General features: G+C 53.6%; 15 protein-coding genes and 3 tRNA genes. 9 read left to right on the forward strand and 9 right to left on the reverse strand.

Features of this window, described 5'->3' with window-relative positions:
• Positions 1-42: 42 nt before the first annotated feature.
• Positions 43-1,398, reverse strand: coding sequence for a 23S rRNA (uracil(1939)-C(5))-methyltransferase RlmD (gene rlmD, locus ACIGCM_RS13250; protein WP_397502523.1), 1,356 nt, complete (start codon positions 1,396-1,398; stop codon positions 43-45).
• Positions 1,398-2,303, reverse strand: coding sequence for a cysteine synthase CysM (gene cysM / locus ACIGCM_RS13255; RefSeq protein WP_397502524.1), 906 nt, complete (start codon positions 2,301-2,303; stop codon positions 1,398-1,400). Before cysM ends, rlmD begins: the two co-directional genes overlap by 1 nt.
• 164 nt (positions 2,304-2,467) lie before the next feature.
• Between cysM and ACIGCM_RS13260 the strand changes: the two genes are divergently transcribed.
• The 3 genes from ACIGCM_RS13260 (at position 2,468) to ACIGCM_RS13270 (ending at position 6,224) form a co-directional block, all read left to right on the forward strand.
• On the forward strand, positions 2,468-5,236 hold the full coding sequence (locus tag ACIGCM_RS13260; protein WP_397502525.1) for a response regulator: 2,769 nt from the start codon (positions 2,468-2,470) through the stop codon (positions 5,234-5,236).
• Between the two features lie 149 nt (positions 5,237-5,385).
• Entirely contained in the window at positions 5,386-5,817 is a 432-nt protein-coding gene (locus ACIGCM_RS13265; protein WP_397502526.1) for a hypothetical protein, read from the forward strand.
• Positions 5,818-5,819: 2 nt separating this feature from the next.
• Positions 5,820-6,224 (forward strand): META domain-containing protein, encoded by a 405-nt coding sequence (locus tag ACIGCM_RS13270; protein WP_397502527.1) that lies wholly within the window; start codon positions 5,820-5,822, stop codon positions 6,222-6,224.
• Positions 6,225-6,255: 31 nt separating this feature from the next.
• On the opposite strand, the gene dinB is transcribed toward ACIGCM_RS13270, so the two are convergent.
• The 4 genes from dinB to ACIGCM_RS13290 form a co-directional block, all read right to left on the reverse strand.
• A complete protein-coding gene (gene dinB / locus ACIGCM_RS13275) occupies positions 6,256-7,371 on the reverse strand; it encodes a DNA polymerase IV (RefSeq protein WP_397502528.1) in 1,116 nt (371 codons plus the stop codon).
• Positions 7,371-7,934: a DUF3087 domain-containing protein gene (locus tag ACIGCM_RS13280; RefSeq protein WP_397502529.1), complete on the reverse strand. Its 564-nt coding sequence runs from the start codon at positions 7,932-7,934 to the stop codon at positions 7,371-7,373. Before ACIGCM_RS13280 ends, dinB begins: the two co-directional genes overlap by 1 nt.
• A 73-nt stretch (positions 7,935-8,007) precedes the next feature.
• The gene (locus ACIGCM_RS13285; protein WP_397502530.1) at positions 8,008-9,309 is read right to left on the reverse strand and encodes an SLC13 family permease; all 1,302 of its coding nucleotides are present in this window, start codon (positions 9,307-9,309) and stop codon (positions 8,008-8,010) included.
• 15 nt (positions 9,310-9,324) lie between these two features.
• A complete protein-coding gene (locus ACIGCM_RS13290) occupies positions 9,325-10,173 on the reverse strand; it encodes an amidohydrolase family protein (RefSeq protein WP_397502532.1) in 849 nt (282 codons plus the stop codon).
• Between the two features lie 176 nt (positions 10,174-10,349).
• On the opposite strand from ACIGCM_RS13290, the gene ACIGCM_RS13295 reads away from it, so the two are divergent.
• A complete protein-coding gene (locus ACIGCM_RS13295; RefSeq protein ID WP_397502533.1) occupies positions 10,350-11,087 on the forward strand; it encodes a GntR family transcriptional regulator in 738 nt (245 codons plus the stop codon).
• 15 nt (positions 11,088-11,102) lie between these two features.
• Here ACIGCM_RS13295 and ACIGCM_RS13300 read toward each other — a convergent pair whose 3' ends face one another.
• On the reverse strand, positions 11,103-11,312 hold the full coding sequence (locus ACIGCM_RS13300; RefSeq protein WP_397502535.1) for a hypothetical protein: 210 nt from the start codon (positions 11,310-11,312) through the stop codon (positions 11,103-11,105).
• A gap of 248 nt (positions 11,313-11,560) precedes the next feature.
• Between ACIGCM_RS13300 and ACIGCM_RS13305 the strand changes: the two genes are divergently transcribed.
• The 3 genes from ACIGCM_RS13305 (at position 11,561) to ACIGCM_RS13315 (ending at position 12,144) form a co-directional block, all read left to right on the forward strand.
• Positions 11,561-11,637, forward strand: a tRNA-Met gene (locus ACIGCM_RS13305).
• 120 nt (positions 11,638-11,757) lie between these two features.
• Positions 11,758-11,834, forward strand: a tRNA-Met gene (locus ACIGCM_RS13310).
• 233 nt (positions 11,835-12,067) lie between these two features.
• A tRNA-Met gene (locus ACIGCM_RS13315) sits at positions 12,068-12,144 on the forward strand.
• Positions 12,145-12,290: 146 nt separating this feature from the next.
• On the opposite strand, the gene moaA is transcribed toward ACIGCM_RS13315, so the two are convergent.
• Positions 12,291-13,283, reverse strand: a complete 993-nt coding sequence (gene moaA, locus ACIGCM_RS13320; protein ID WP_397502536.1) for a GTP 3',8-cyclase MoaA — start codon at positions 13,281-13,283, stop codon at positions 12,291-12,293.
• Positions 13,284-13,654: 371 nt separating this feature from the next.
• Between moaA and ACIGCM_RS13325 the strand changes: the two genes are divergently transcribed.
• Positions 13,655-14,206 (forward strand): cytochrome b, encoded by a 552-nt coding sequence (locus ACIGCM_RS13325; protein ID WP_397502537.1) that lies wholly within the window; start codon positions 13,655-13,657, stop codon positions 14,204-14,206.
• A 274-nt stretch (positions 14,207-14,480) separates the two neighbouring features.
• On the forward strand, positions 14,481-15,800 hold the full coding sequence (gene rimO / locus ACIGCM_RS13330) for a 30S ribosomal protein S12 methylthiotransferase RimO (RefSeq protein WP_397502538.1): 1,320 nt from the start codon (positions 14,481-14,483) through the stop codon (positions 15,798-15,800).
• Between the two features lie 169 nt (positions 15,801-15,969).
• Here the strand turns inward: rimO and ACIGCM_RS13335 are convergent, their stop codons facing one another.
• Positions 15,970-16,470 carry an ATP-dependent zinc protease gene (locus ACIGCM_RS13335; RefSeq protein WP_397502539.1) on the reverse strand — a complete coding sequence of 167 codons (501 nt, stop codon included), beginning with the start codon at positions 16,468-16,470 and terminating at the stop codon, positions 15,970-15,972.
• Positions 16,471-16,606 lie beyond the last annotated feature (136 nt).

Genomic DNA, 16,606 nt, shown 5'->3' on the forward strand with positions numbered 1-16,606 from the left:
TAAGACGTTTTCACGCCCTTCGACCCGCAAGAGTCAAGCCGGCTAATCAGCCAGTTCAAATAAAGCCATGGCCTCAACATGCGCCGTCTGTGGAAACATGTCGAGGATGCCAGCTTTTTTCAACTGGTAACCTTGGGCAATCAACTGTTGAGTATCACGCGCAAGGGTTGCCGGATTACAAGAAACATACACCACCCGCTTGGCACCCAGTTCAGCAAGTTGTTTCACAACTTGATAGGCACCATCGCGCGGCGGGTCAAGTAACACTGCAGCAAACCCACCTTTGGCCCAACTTTTTTCAGCCAGCGATTCGGACAAGTCCGCATGATAAAAGTGCACATTATTCAGCGAATTATCCAGTGCATTTACAGCCGCCCGTTCAACCATTGCCTGCACGCCTTCAACCGCGACCACTTCTTGGGCTTGGCGCGCCAACGGCAGTGCAAAGTTACCCAGCCCACAAAATAGATCAAGCACTCGCTCATCGCTTTGCGGTGCGAGCCATTCCAACGCTTGAGCAATCATCGACTGGTTAACTGGCGCATTGACCTGAACAAAATCACCGGGCCGGTAAGCCAACTCCAAGCTCCAGTCGGTCAAGGCATAACCTAAACCGTGACCGGCGATAAAAGGCTCAGGCGCAGAATCCCCCTGCAACCAGAGCTGCGCATCGTGCTCAAGGCAAAACTGTTGTAAAACGTTGAGATCAGCATCACCCAAAGGTGCAGTATGGCGCACCAAGACTGCACTGGTTGTACCGTTAAAGAGCTCAACATGACCAATAGCCTGTGGTTTATCAAGCAGACGCAGCGCCTCAGGCAAACCACGCAGAATGGGCTGCAAGGGCTGTACCAGAACGGGGCAATCATCGATCGAGATAATCTCTTGGCTTGCGGCTGCACGAAAACCTACCGCCAGTTGCTTAAGCTTAGGGTTCCAGCGCACCGCCACACGCGCACGACGCCGATAACCGAACTCTGGCCCCGTCAATGGTGCAGCCCACTGCTCGGGCTGTACTTGAGCCAAACGGGTTAATTGCTCCTCAAGCATCAACTGCTTAAGCGCTAACTGATCACTATGCGGCATGTGCTGCACGCTGCAACCACCGCAAGTACGAGCATGGACGCATGGTTCAGGCCGGCGCTCAGGGCTCGCCGTCAGGATGCGCTCGCTGCGTGCTTCAACCACTTGGCTGCGCGACGACAGCACACGGGCTTCAACCTGCTCGCCCGCCAGCGCACCCGAGACAAACCAGGTGCGCCCCTCACTGAATGCGATGCCACGACCATCGTTAGCCAAGCGCTCTATGCTTAGTTTCTGCTTTTTGCCAACGGGCACCTGCGGCGCACGTGTGCCACCGCTAGGCTGGAAGCGTAAACCGCCGTTTTTCTTGGCCATTAAGCGTGCGGCGCATCGTAAATACCGGTAGAAAGATAACGGTCGCCACGATCACAGATGATCGCCACCATTACTGCATTTTCGACCTGCTGCGACAGGCGCAGCATGGCTGCAACTGCGCCACCCGAAGAAACGCCGCAGAATATGCCTTCTTCACGGGCAAGACGGCGCATTACCTGCTCCGCTTCGTCTTGGCCCATATCAACCACCTGATCAACCCGCTCGGCATCAAAGATCTTCGGCAGGTACTCATGGGGCCAGCGACGGATGCCCGGAATCGAGGCACCTTCTTGCGGCTGTAAACCGACAATCTGCACCTGCGCGCTTTGCTCTTTTAAATAGCGCGAGACGCCCATAATGGTGCCTGTGGTACCCATTGAGCTGACAAAATGCGTAATAGTGCCCTGCGTCTGCTGCCAGATTTCCGGGCCCGTGGTGTCGTAATGAGCCTGGGGATTGTCGCCATTACCGAATTGATCAAGGACTTTGCCGCGACCACCACGCTGCAAGCTTTCCGCCAGATCACGCGCGCCTTCCATGCCCTCTTCACGAGAGACCAGGATCAGCTCAGCGCCATAAGCAGTCATCGCCGCCTTGCGTTCAGCTGTCGAGTTATCCGGCATGATCAGGATCATCTTGTAACCCTTGATCGCCGCAGCCATCGCCAAGGCAATCCCGGTATTGCCCGAGGTCGCCTCAATCAGCGTGTCACCGGGTTGAATATCTCCGCGCAACTCTGCACGACTGATCATCGACAACGCCGGACGATCCTTCACCGAGCCGGCTGGGTTGTTCCCCTCAAGCTTTACCAACAGGGTATTGGAGGTGTTGCCAGGCAGGCGCTGCAGACGCACCAGAGGTGTGTTGCCGATGCACTCGGCGATGGTCGGAAATTGCAAAGTCATGACGTCAACAGGTCCAAACGACTTGAGGGGGGCCTATGATAACGGCAAACCACTGCGGACCCACAATAAAGCCTAGCCCGCTTTGTTATAAGAACCTGGGCTAGCCTATTGTTGGATAAGGCGCAAACGGTACACTGCACCCTAATAATCAGTGGGAGATCTGCGTGTTCAAGGACCTAGGCATAAAAGGCCGCGTGTTGATATTGACGCTGTTGCCGACCAGCCTGCTGGCATTCTTGCTCGGCGGATACTTTATTTGGGCGCAGCTCTCAAACCTTCAGGGCCAGTTGCTGCAACGCGGCGAGATGATCGCCGAACAACTGGCACCACTTACCGCTCCAGCTTTTCTGCGCGGCGATATCAGTGTACTCCAGCGCATTGCCAGCCAATCCCTTGATCAGGACGATGTTCGAGCAGTCAGCCTGCTCGATAAAAACAAAGTCCTGCTCGCCCATGCCGGGCCTAGCATGCTCAACCCAATGCCCACCGTTGGCAGCGGCACCGAAAAACTTACAGCAAAACGTTCCAACGAAGATGCCACGCGCTTTTTGCTTCCAGTGTTTGAACACCACTTGAGCCTGACTGGCGAGCCGCTGCATATAAGCAACGACGAACTGGTCGGCTGGGTTGAGCTTGAGCTATCGCACCATGCCACGCTGCTCAGCGGTTATCACAGCTTACTCACCAGCTTATTACTGGTGGCTACCGGTCTAGTGCTAACCGCGTTGCTCGCCCTGCGCATGAGCCACACTATTAACGACCCCCTACGCCGGATTAAAGAAGGCGTGTCACAGCTTAAAGAAGGCAAGCTTGAAACACGTCTGCCGCCACTTGGCAGCCAAGAGTTAGATGAGCTGGCATCAGGCATCAACCGCATGGCCGAAGCCCTGCAAAATGCTCAGGAAGAGCTGCAACATAGTATTGATCAAGCGACCGAAGACGTTCGACAAAACCTCGAAACCATCGAAATCCAGAACATCGAACTGGACTTCGCACGTAAAGAAGCCCTTGAGGCTAGCCGCATCAAATCCGAGTTTTTGGCCAATATGAGCCATGAAATTCGCACACCGCTCAATGGCATCCTTGGTTTTACCAACCTGCTGCAAAAAAGCGAGTTGACCCCTCGCCAGCAAGACTACCTCAGCACCATTGAAAAATCGGCAGACAACCTGCTGGGGATCATCAATGAAATTCTTGATTTCTCCAAGATTGAAGCCGGAAAGCTGGTGCTTGAGAATATCCCCTTCAACCTGCGCGAGTTGATTCAGGACACCCTGACGATCCTGGCTCCAACCGCCCATGAGAAACACCTTGAGCTGCTGAGCTTGGTCTACCGCGACACGCCCCTTTCACTGCTTGGTGACCCATTGCGCCTCAAGCAAATCCTGACCAATCTGGTAAATAACGCGATCAAATTTACCCGCGAAGGCAGCATTGTCGTACGCGTGATGCTCGAAGATGAAAGTGATGCTCGCGCACAAATACGCATTAGCGTTCAGGACAGCGGCATCGGCCTCTCAGACGATGACCTGCGCCTGCTTTTTCAAGCCTTCAATCAGGCCGACAACTCATTGTCGCGCCAAGCAGGCGGTACCGGCTTGGGTCTGGCCATCTCGAAACGCCTGATCGAGCAAATGGGTGGCGAGATTGGTGTCGACAGCGCACCGGGCGAAGGCTCGGAGTTCTGGATAAGCCTGAGCCTGCCTAAGGCTCGGGCAGATATCGAAGACCTGCCTCGACCGCCACTGCTCGGGCGTAGCGTCGCGATTATGGAAAGCGGCGAACTGTCACGCCAGGCACTGCAACACCAGCTTGAAGACTGCGGGCTGAATGTCAGTTCATTTAGTGAACCAGAAAGCCTAATTGAGGCAATTAAACACTCACAAAATGCCCCGTCGCCAATAGGCATAGCGGTCCTCGGCGTAACCTTACGCGAGCTCCCACCCGAGACGCTCGACCAGTACATCCGCCAGCTCGAACAAATGTCCTGCAAGTGCATTGTGCTCTGCCCCACTACCGAGCAACTGTTCTATCACGGCTCACTTCCCGACGCGTATACCCAGCTACATGCCAAGCCCGCCTGTACACGCAAACTACAACGTACCTTGAGCGAGATGATTAGCCCCCGCCAACAACGCCTTATCACTGAGTTGCCGGAGCTGATACGGCCGCCAAAAATTCTTTGTGTTGACGATAATCCGGCCAACTTACTCTTGGTGCAGACCCTGCTTGATGACATGGGCGCCAAAGCCAGTACCGCCAAAGATGGCTATGAAGCACTAAACAAAGCCCAACATGAGCGTTTCGACATGGTCTTCATGGACGTACAAATGCCAGGTATGGACGGTCGAGAAACCACCGAAGCAATTCGCCTCTGGGAAACAGAGCACAACAAAAGCCCGGTGCCGATAGTCGCCCTCACCGCGCACGCGCTGTCCAATGAAAAGCGCACGCTATTGCAAAGCGGTATGGATGACTACCTCACCAAGCCGATAAGCGAACGACAACTGGCTCAAGTCGTGCTGAAGTGGACTGGACTGTCGTTACGAGCGCTGATGCCTGAACCTCTCGAAGAAAGTGCACGCCCAGACATAGACCTCAACCAGATCAGCACGCTGGATGCTGAAGAAGGGTTGCGTCTGGCCGCTGGAAAAGCGGATTTGGCCGCGGATATGCTGAATATGTTGCTGGCGGGTTTGCCGACCGACTTACATGCGATACGTCAAGCTCGCGAATCAGCCAATCACATACTGCTTATTGAGCGGGTACATCGCTTACATGGTGCAACCCGCTACTGCGGCGTGCCACAGTTACGAGCAACCTGCCTGCGCAGCGAGACGCTGCTCAAACAGGACGACCCAACGGCTAAAAATGCATTGGACCAGCTCGAAACGGCTATTGAACGCTTAATGGGTGAGACCCAACTCAGCTAGTCAGCGTATTTTCACAAGCCATGGCCACACCGCGATGTACGGCGGCGCTGCGCGGTCATACGCTGTGCTATAAACAGTGAGCCTCAGGCACAGATACCCATCAGGTTTAGGGCGCTGCGTGGTAGCATTCGCGCGAATCTGGAGGAACCATGGCCGAACACGATTTTCGCTACAGCTTACTCAACCCCGAACATACCTTGATTGAATGCCGGGCGATGGCGCCTGGGCGCTATCAAGTCACTGGCAACGGCGGCTCAATCAAAAGCGCCGACAGCCTGATCGTGACCCTCAAAGGCAGTCGTGATCTAAGCATGCGCCTGCAAGTCGAAAAAGTACGTCACCTGATCAACCCACCGGGCCAGTGGGTTGCTGTCGCTCGCGGCCCCGTATTTAAAGAGCTGGCAATTCATCAATGGCAGGTCACGTGTGACAGCTGCGGCAAGCAACTTGACCTCGAATTTGCGGTTGACAGCGCACTTGGCAAAAAAGCTCAGGCACTTGCAGCGCATCAGCGGGTCAATGAACTGGGGTGGCTCAGTAAAAACGAGCGCCACACTTGCCCGCAATGTCAAAAGGAATGACGATGAAAGCATTACTCGCCATCAGCTTAATCAGCGCCAGCCTAGTGGGTTGTGCAAGCAGTTCAATGAACATTGAAACCGATCAAAGCTATCAAGTTGAATGGATTGGTGAACGTCCGCTGATCGACAACAGCCACCTGACCATCACCCTGGGTGCCGACGGCCGCGCCTATGGCAATGCTGGCTGCAACCATTGGTTCGCCAGCTATACGCTGGATGGCGACAACATTCGCTTCGAACAGCCCGGCAGCACACGCAAAATGTGCGCTCCAGCCCTGATGGAGCAAGAAGCTCGCTTCCTCCAGAGCCTGCCAAGCATTACCCGCTGGGACTTTTCCGAAACCAGTCAGCTGCGCCTGTGGCCAAGCGAAGGTAAACCACTGCGCTTGTGGCCAATCACAGACTGAAACTCAATGGTTGGCTTGGGTTATTCGCACGCTAGCGTTCAAATAGCTCAAGCTGCTCATGTCGACCTCGCAAGTCGTGCAAACGCACCCCCACACCTAAAAGTCGCACCGCTTTGTTACCCCGAGAGAATGCTGCGCTCATCAACAGCTTGTAGCTGTCCAGGTCATGGCGCGCACCTGCTTGCTCAAGCGTGGTTTGGGTAAAATCGTGGAACTTGATCTTGACGAAGGGCTTATCCGCTCTGTAACTGTTATCAAGCCGGGCCATGCGCCGATCCAACTCTTGTAGCAAGTCCGGCAGTTGCTCTAAACAAGCAGCTAAGTCAGGCAGGTCCTGATTGTAGGTATTCTCCACACTGACCGACTGCCGACGGCTGTCAGTTTGCACTGGACGCTCATCAATCCCACGCGCCAAACCCCATAAGCGTTCACCAAAGCTTCCAAACTCACGGACCAAGCCAAGCTTGTCCCACTCACGCAGCTCACTGCACTTTTGAATGCCTAAGCGCGCCAACTTTGCGGCGGTGACCTTGCCAACACCGTGCAGCTTGCTGACCGCCAGATCCGCCACGAAATCATCGATTTGATCCGGGGTAATCACGAACAGACCGTTGGGCTTTTTCCAATCGCTGGCGATTTTGGCTAAAAACTTGTTGGGCGCGACTCCAGCCGACACGGTGATATGCAACTCAGAGGAAACACGCCGACGAATATCCTGAGCAATCCGCGTTGCGCTCCCGCCAAAGTGCGGGCTGTCGCTAACATCCAGGAAGGCTTCATCCAGCGACAACGGCTCAATTCGATCGGTGTAATCACGGAAAATGGCGTGAATTTCCCGGGAAACCGCTTTATAGGCATCCATCCGTGGCCTGACAATCAGCAAATCAGGGCACAACTTTTGAGCATGCCCGGAAGCCATGGCCGAACGCACACCGTATGCCCGCGCCTCATAATTGCAGGTCGCAATAACACCACGCCGATCAGCAGTACCGCCCACCGCCAGCGGCTTACCCGCCAAACTGGGATCATCACGCATCTCAATGGCTGCGTAAAAGCAGTCACAGTCAACGTGAATGATTTTGCGATTAGTCGTGGCCAATAGAGTCACGCATCCGCTGAACACGGCATTTACCAGGGCTCGATGCATCAAGCGCGACGTTCAAGCTGCTTGATCCATTCAGAGTCGAATCTGGACTGGTCGAGCTCAATCCCCAGCGTCGTCATCTTCTGTTGATGCTGATCGATTTCAGCGAGCATTTGCACATGCTCACTGGAGTTGCCATCGAGCAGGTGCATCTGACTCACGCCAAGGTGATAAAAACGCAGTATTTTCATGCTCAGGGGGTCTTCAACTCTAACCCCCGCTGTGACGTGATGCATGACGTTGGTGATACGCATTAGCGACCGCTTGAGTTGCCAGCTATAAACCGCTGCGGCCATCCACGGCTGCGACCAAAACACCCCGCGCACCAACGCAATAGTCAGCACCAAGGCCACAATCACCCCAGCAATATTGAGGCGAAAGTTATCTCCGCCGGGCAGGCCAAAGAGCTTAACAGCCAGGGTCGAGCACAGCAGGGTCAGCAGTACAAAAGTCGCAGCAACCAGCAGCGTGCTGCGCCGAGTTTGCTGTCGGTAAAGCTGCGGATCAAAGGGTTTGACTTCGAACGCCACCAATGAGCTCCTTACTGATTTTCGAATGGCTGGCATTATCACCCAACAACACGCAAACCGGCACGCGTTACCGCCACTCGAACAATCAATAAGACCCTAGGGGCGCCTTTTAGTAGACCAGGGTCAGCACGACATTGAAGATCAAAGCCACCGCAAACCCAAGTGGAGCTGCGCGGAATAGTAGCTTAGGGAAAAACTCAGAACGGCTTTGTTCGGTCGGGCATGAGCCCAATAGCAGGCTGCCTCCCGAAGAAAACGGCGAGATTGAAGTGGCTTGCGCGCCAACAACGATACACACGAAGATGACCAGCGGATCAATTCCCAGGGATGCCGCGATGGGCGGCACAATCGGGAACAGCGCAGGTGTCACCACGCCCAAGGTACTGGCGAACAACGACATCAGCGCCGCCACGATACCAAAGGCTACCGGCACCATAACCGGGGGAATCGAGGTGCCGATCCATGAGGCCAGCAGGTCAATGGTGCCGACCTTGATTGCAATGGCGATCAACATGCCTACACCGCAAATCATTACCAGCGTGGCCCAAGGCACGGTTGCCATAGCCTTGCGCTCATCACCCAGTTTGAGTAACAGGGCAATCACAGCGAACACACTGGCAATCAGGCCGATGTCCATCTTCGAGTTTATAAAACCAACCGTTTGATTATCCGGCAACAGGATCTGCGCAATGGGTGCAATCAACACCAATACCATCATGACTATCGTCAGTAACAAAGTGGTTTTCTGTTGCTTGTTCAACGGGCTTGGCTCGCTGATGGTGAACGTCGAGCTTTGCATCTGCTGCTTGTGCCCGGTAAACAGCATAAAGCCGGTGATGACGATCAACGGGATGACAAAAGTGCTGATAAAAATACCGAAACTGTTAATAAACGCTGTGTTCTCAGCAATACCCGAGTTGGTCATCAGGCTGCGGAAGATAATCCCGCTCTGGCTCGAAACAAAGTTGGCACCGCCCAGCGCGCCGTAGTTCACCGCCATGGCCCCAAGAATCAAGCTCATGCGGGTTCGCTCACACAGCATCAAGGTCAGTGGTGCCATAAATGCCAGCACCGTGTAATAACCTGCCCCCAACCCCGCAATCAATGCCGAAGTCAGAAACACCGCATAGGGCAACAAATGCGGGAATTTGCGGCAACTGTAGAGCAAATGCTCAGCCAGCTTTTCAAGGGTGCCATTCACAATCGCAAAACTGTAAAACAGGCAGACCGAGAAAATGATGAAAAACATTTTCAGCGGCCACATTTTGATTACATCAGAGGGGCTCAGGCCCATCACAAAGCAACCAATCAGGTAAGAAAAGGCAATGGCAAACAAACCAATATTGATCTTGGTCTTGTAGCCCAGGGCTATGGAAATCACGATAGCCGCGATAACAATCAAACTCATCATTTACTGACCCGCCTATTATTTTTGTACGGATTGAATTTGGGTGGCGAACTTAAAAAGTCGAGCCGGGTTTTCGATCAAGACTTTTTCCCACTCCAACGGATCGGTCAGCAGCGATTGAATCCTTTGAAACTGCTCAAGGTAATGGGTCGAGCTTTCAAACTGAGTATTTGGCCAGTCGCTACCCCATAGCATGCGCTCGACACCGCCACTGGCACTGCGCAGCAATTCAAGCATCTGTGCGACTTGCCCCGCGCTAGAGTGACTGCGATAAGGCGCTGACAGTTTGATCCAGAGCTGCTGATTGCTGAGTAAATCGAGAAACGCTTTATGGCTTGCCTGCTTGGGGTTGATCCCACCGACGGGCAAGCCGAAATGATCAACCACCACGTCGACGCCTGCGCTCAGAATTGCTGGCAGTATCTGCGCCAGATCATCAATGCTGCGTTGAATTTCAACCGAGCATTGCCGCGCAGCTAACTGCTGAAAAAAAGCCTGCCAGTGATCATCGCTGTAGTCTTCAAGCGGCTGGCCAACCAAATTTAAACGAATACCCACAACCCCGGATGCAACTAGCTGATCCAACTCACTGGGGCCGATGCCAGGCGAGACAACGGCAATGCCGCGCAAACGCTCCGGGTAGTTGTTCAGAGCCGCGAGCATGAAGCTGTTATCGGTTCCCAGAAAACTAGGTTGTACCAACACGCCATGGGACAAGCCGCAACTATCGAGCAGGCTTAAAAACTGCTCAGCCAGAGCATCGTATTCAGGGCTATAGCGGCGACCGGGAGCCAAAGGTAACTCGCGGTTAAAAATATGTGCGTGGGTGTCGATACCCGTAATTCGCGGCAGTTGCGAAGAGGTCATAGGACATTACCTTGGACAATTTTTCTTAGCGTGCCGTCGCAGGACACATTTTATTCAATCATACATTCATATATATGACTGAATGACCATATATTTAGCCTTGCTACCTGTCAATACAACTCAGACACCATTGGTCAGTGCTAAAGTGTGTCCAGACAAGTCCTGTGGATGTATGTATGAATGGCTTAAACCTAGGTTCGGATCAGCGTCTGCCGCTCTACCAAAGGCTTCGCGATGAGATGCTGGCAAAGATTTCCTCAGGCCAGTGGCGTCCTGGCGAGCCAATCCCGACGGAGGCTGAACTCACTAAAATCTATAGCGTGGCGATTGGTACGGTCAGAAAAGCCGTAGACACACTGGTAGCTGATGGTTTGTTGCAGCGCAACCAAGGCCGAGGCACCTATGTGCGCCGACCTGACTTCAATGCCTCGCTGTTCCGTTTTTTCCGGCAGGTCAGCAGTTCCGGAGAGCAGCAAGTTCCGCAAAGCCGCATTATTTCGCTCAACCTTGAACAAGCGCCAGAAGCAGTAACCCACGCCTTGAATCTCAACCGCGCAGACGCGGCTATCTGCATGCAGCGCATCAGGATGGGTAATGAACGCGCTATTTTCAGTGAAGAGATCTGGCTACCCGCCCCACGTTTCGCCAAGCTGCTTGACCTGAGCCTGAACGAATTCGGCAACCTGCTCTACCCTTTTTACGAAGAGCAATGCGGGCAGTTGATTGCTTCAGCTAAGGAGACCCTGACAGTCGAACCGGCTGACGCGCAAACCAGTGCAGCCTTAGGTATAGACGCTGGAAAGCCGGTAGTGGTTATTGAGCGGATTGCCCTGAGTTACGACAGCACCCCGCTTGAGTACCGAATTTCCCGGGGGGCAGCCGATACCTTTCGCTATCAGATAGAGATTTCCTAAGCCGTGGCGCAGCCACTACTGAGCCGCAGCTTTGACCGGCTCAGTTGGTGCTGCATCTTTATTTTCAGGCTTATCCATATAGGCTTGAAGCACCAAAATAACGATCAACATAAAAGCGGCGATTGGCAGCAGCTTTGGTTTTGCTGGCAGCTCTGCACCACATGCCGAACACTTCTTGTCGGTTGCCTCGACCGCAACACCACAGGCTTTACATTTATTTGCCATAACACCCTCACTAAAATCGCCCTGAACTCTATCAGGGCAGCCGCCTCAGCAGCTAGGCCATTGTAATAAGCCGATAACTATCTAATTTTATGACAATCAGATGAAGCGCAATCGAACCCCGCTAAGCCACTGCTGACAAGGGCTAAGGCCTGACTGTAGACAAGCAATATGCCTAAGCATTTGAACAAACAGCAGTTTTTTCTGTGTTGGGTGGTTGACCGCAGCGTTTCAGACGATAGAATAGCCGCCGCGGGATGGAGCAGTCTGGTAGCTCGTCGGGCTCATAACCCGAAGGTCGTCGGTTCAAATCCGGCTCCCGCAACCAAACATATAAAGGTCACTCAATTGAGTGGCCTTTTTTGTTTCTGCGCTTCTGATGATTTAAGTATTTGATTAAAAAGCAGAAATAGATTGACAACATCTCTCATCTGAGTAGAATTGCCGGCGCGGGATGGAGCAGTCTGGTAGCTCGTCGGGCTCATAACCCGAAGGTCGTCGGTTCAAATCCGGCTCCCGCAACCAGATTCATGCATAAGGCCTCGGCAGTGAAAACTGTCGGGGCCTTTTGCTATCCGCCTGTTTTATCCAAGCCCCTTTCTTTGGCGCTGGCGAACTGCCTTAGTGCAGGCACAAGCCACGTACAACCGGTGCCCTGCATCGCACACCGCCCCCAAACAAACCTAAACGACTGAACAGAAAACAGTTTTATTACAGATTAGGTTTGACACTGAGACTCAGATAGATAGAATGGCGGCCGCGGGATGGAGCAGTCTGGTAGCTCGTCGGGCTCATAACCCGAAGGTCGTCGGTTCAAATCCGGCTCCCGCAACCAAACATTTAAAGGTCACTCAATTGAGTGGCCTTTTTTGTTTCTGGGGCACAATCATCAGAGTTGAACAGCCCCTCCTCGGCGTGATACCTGCAAAATACAAAAGGCCGCATCAGCAGCCTTTATAACAGTAGCGAACGGCGCTGAAATCAACCGCCCGTTGCGTTCATGAAGCGCACAACTTGAATCTGATCATCATGGCTGAATTCATGGCGCTCCGGTTTGCGCTGCAACCCTGCGCCTACCGCATCCAATAATGGCTGATCCGTTTCAGGGTAACGGCGCAACAATGCTCGCAAATCGACCGAGTTTTCATGGCCCAAACAGAGTAACAAGCGCCCTTCCACCGTTAACCGAACGCGGTTACAGGTGGCGCAAAAGTTATGTGAGTGCGGCGAGATAAAACCAACGCGGCTGTTGGCATGGCCTTCTAAGCGGATATAGCGAGCTGGACCGCCACTTTGCTCGGCGCTGTCGATTATCGAATAACGCTCGGCAATCAACGCTCGCACTTGGTCACTGGAGAAGAAGCTCTCGCCGCGCGAACGCCCGACATCGCCCAATGGCATTTCTTCAATAAAGGTAATGTCTAAATCGCGGGCCATGGCGTACTCGACTAGATCCAGCACCTCGTCGGCATTACGACCGGCCATCGCCACGGTATTGAGCTTGATACTCTCAAACCCCGCATCTCGCGCCGCCTCAATGCCATCAAGTACTTGCTTGAGTTCACCGGTGCGGGTAATGGCGCGAAATTTATCAGCCTGCAAACTATCGAGACTTATATTCAGGCGCTTGACCCCGGCCTCGGCAAGCGGCTTGGCTAGCTTGACCAATTGAGAACCATTTGTGGTCATCACCAACTCACGCAAACCGGGCAATGCAGCAATTTGCTCGCACAACCCGACAATGCCTTTGCGGACTAAAGGCTCACCGCCAGTCAGCCGGATCTTCTTCACCCCCTGGCCGACAAACAACGCCGCCAGACGATAGAGTTCTTCGAGCGAAAGGATTTGCTGGCGCGGCAGGAAAGTCATTTCCTCTGCCATGCAGTACACACAGCGAAAATCACAGCGATCGGTCACTGACATACGCAGGTAGTCGATGCGTCGACCGAATCCGTCCTGCAAGTTACTGTGCATGCCTGACTCCTTTTTATGCAAAACCTTAAGCCTTTCAACACAAAGGCAGCGCATTACACTACCGACTTATAGACTACATGATAACTATAGCGACTACTGGTGGGTTTTACGTCAAAGCACTCAACCGCGCTGAGTCGAGCGCACTAGCAAACAGCCGACCCAGGGCATCAACCAGACCCAGCACAGACCCCTGCATAATCACCCACACTCAGGAACTCCTGTACAACGGCTTTATCGAAGATTTAACAGACTTGAATCAAGCCTCGCGCTATGCCGTTCATGCATTCTAATAAAGCCGCTGTCGATATTCAGCGCAGCTTAAGAATCCGTTGCTATTTTTAAAAAACAACTTGCCGTGATGAGCCAAAAAAATGACTTGGAAAAATAATGAACACCGCTATGGAAGCCTGTCCATAGGACTGCATTGGTTGATGGTCCTTCTGTTAATCGGGGTTTATAGCTGCATAGAGCTTCGAGGAAACTTCCCCAAAGGCAGCGACATGCGTGAGCTGCTAAAGCAATGGCACTTTATGCTTGGCTTGTCGGTTTTTGCACTGGTTTGGCTGAGGCTACTGGCACGCTTGATCGCCCCTACGCCCAAAATCGTCCCAGCGATCCCACAATGGCAAGCGCTCCCGGCCAAACTCATGCACTTAGCACTTTACGCCCTGATGATCGGCGCGCCCCTTGCTGGCTGGACTATTCTGAGTGCGGCAGGCAAACCTATCCCCTTCTTCGGCTTTGAACTGCCTGCATTGGTGGCAAAGAATCCTGACTTAGCCAAACAAGTGAAATACTGGCACGAACTGGCAGGCGTCACGGGTTATTGGTTGATTGGCTTACATGCATTGGCGGGTATCGCTCATCACTATGTCCTGCGCGATAACACCCTGACCCGCATGCTGCCTCAGCGCGGTCAGTAAGACCCTCGCCCTGAGCAACCCGGACAGAAACTCTCTGATCCGGGTTTGCTACGCCTAAAGAGCCCCGCTTCACCCACCATCACAACTCGCTGTGTTCGAGCTCGAATTGCACTTAATACCTGTTTGGGCCATACCTAGATGTGAAACGAGCACTCCAGCAGGCGACCAGCGCTTTAAATACACTGGCAAACTCCAGCAAGCGCCGCTAGAATTGCGCACTTTTTGATCAACGGGCCACCTTCGTGCCCGCCGTTCGTAGCCAGAGGTTTGCCGCATGTCCACCACCGCTCCTAAAGTCGGATTCGTTTCACTGGGTTGCCCCAAGGCCCTAGTGGACTCCGAACGCATCCTGACCCAGTTGCGCATGGAAGGTTACGAGGTCGTTCCGACCTACGAAGACGCTGACGTGGTTGTGGTCAATACCTGCGGCTTTATCGACAGCGCCAAAGCTGAGTCACTGGAAGTGATTGGCGAGGCCATTGCCGAAAACGGCAAGGTTATCGTGACCGGCTGCATGGGCGTTGAGGAAGGCTCAATCCGCGACGTTCATCCAAGCGTGCTGTCGGTTACAGGCCCACAACAGTATGAGCAAGTGGTCAACGCCGTGCATGAAGTGGTACCGCCGCGTCAGGATCACAACCCGCTGATCGATTTGGTGCCGCCACAGGGCGTCAAGCTGACGCCGCGCCATTATGCCTACCTGAAAATATCGGAAGGCTGTAACCACAGCTGCAGCTTCTGCATCATTCCTTCGATGCGCGGCAAGTTGGTCAGCCGCCCGGTTGGCGAAGTGCTCAGCGAAGCCGAGCGCCTGGTAAAAGCCGGTGTTAAGGAGCTGTTGGTAATCTCTCAAGACACCAGCGCTTATGGCGTCGACGTTAAGTACAAGACTGATTTCTGGAACGGCCGTCCGGTTAAGACGCGCATGACCGAGATGTGCGAAGCCCTTTCAAGCATGGGCGTTTGGGTGCGCTTGCATTATGTATACCCCTACCCGCACGTCGACGAGCTGATCCCGTTGATGGCAGCCGGCAAGATCCTGCCGTACCTGGATATTCCGTTCCAGCACGCCAGCCCGAAAGTGCTTAAGGCGATGAAACGCCCGGCGTTTGAAGATAAGACCTTGGCACGAATCAAGAACTGGCGTGAGATCTGCCCTGAGCTGACCATCCGTTCGACCTTTATTGTCGGCTTCCCCGGTGAAACCGAAGAGGACTTCCAATACCTGCTCAACTGGCTGACTGAAGCCCAGCTCGACCGTGTTGGCTGTTTCCAGTACTCACCAGTTGAAGGCGCACCGGCTAACTTGCTTGATGATCTGGTGCCAGATGACGTCAAACAAGATCGCTGGGATCGCTTTATGGCCCACCAGCAAGCCATCAGCACTGCCCGCCTGCAATTAAAGGTCGGCAAAGAGATGGAAGTCTTGATCGATGAAGTTGACGATCAAGGTGCCGTCGCGCGCTGCTACGCCGACGCCCCCGAAATCGACGGCAGCGTATTTATCGCCAACACTGATGTGAAGCCAGGTGACAAAGTCCGCGTGGTGATTGTCGATGCAGACGAATATGACATGTGGGCCGAGCTGATTTAAGCCACCCATTTTCACAACCGACGGCGATTGCCTCGTGGATGACGCTTTTTTCATCCACCCGCTGCAACGCCGATGGTTCGCCTGCACGCCAGCCCTGCACGCCAACATTGGTGGGCAAGCTTCGCGCTCACCCGACGACTGTTATATCGCTGGCGTTTTCCAGCCAGCGTTATTTTTTACACTTTGGTTCACTGGTGAATGTCTTAGACACATCTACCAAACCTAAATGTTCAAGGGTGCTGCGGCCAATCAGTACCGGATAATTCATCTTGCTGCGGTTGTTCAGCGAGAACTGCTCTTTATGCACCTCATCGCCAATGCACATGCTCATCATCACCACCGGGCGACGCTCTGCTCCACCGGCACCGCGCACTTTGATATTTCGCACAACCTTGCGTTCAACTTCGACATTTTTCTTCTTGCCGCTGTCAATGTCTTCAAGTTCGATGTTGAAACGCACCCACTCATCACCATCCTTTTTAAAGCGCTCAAGATCCTCGGCGTGCATGGATGACGTCTTGGCGCCGGTATCAAGCTTAATCTTGACTTCAATGCCTTCTGGCTCAATAGAGCCCTTCTCGACCCAACCGAACACTTTTCCCGACTGAGCGGCTGAGAGACCCGGAGCCATTAGACCCAGCGCAAGAATTGAGACCATTAGTGCTTTCATAGATTGCAACTTCAAAGTGACGCCCTCATTGAGTGAACACCCTGATATTGTGCACCTTCGCCTGTGAAAATCGCGTGATGCCCAACGGAGGAGTGTATTTGCAATAACGGCAAGGGCAGCTGTGCCCTAGGCATAG

The organism is Pseudomonas sp. NPDC078700, assembly GCF_044542375.1.
In the GTDB taxonomy this organism is placed as follows: Bacteria; Pseudomonadota; Gammaproteobacteria; order Pseudomonadales; family Pseudomonadaceae; genus Aquipseudomonas.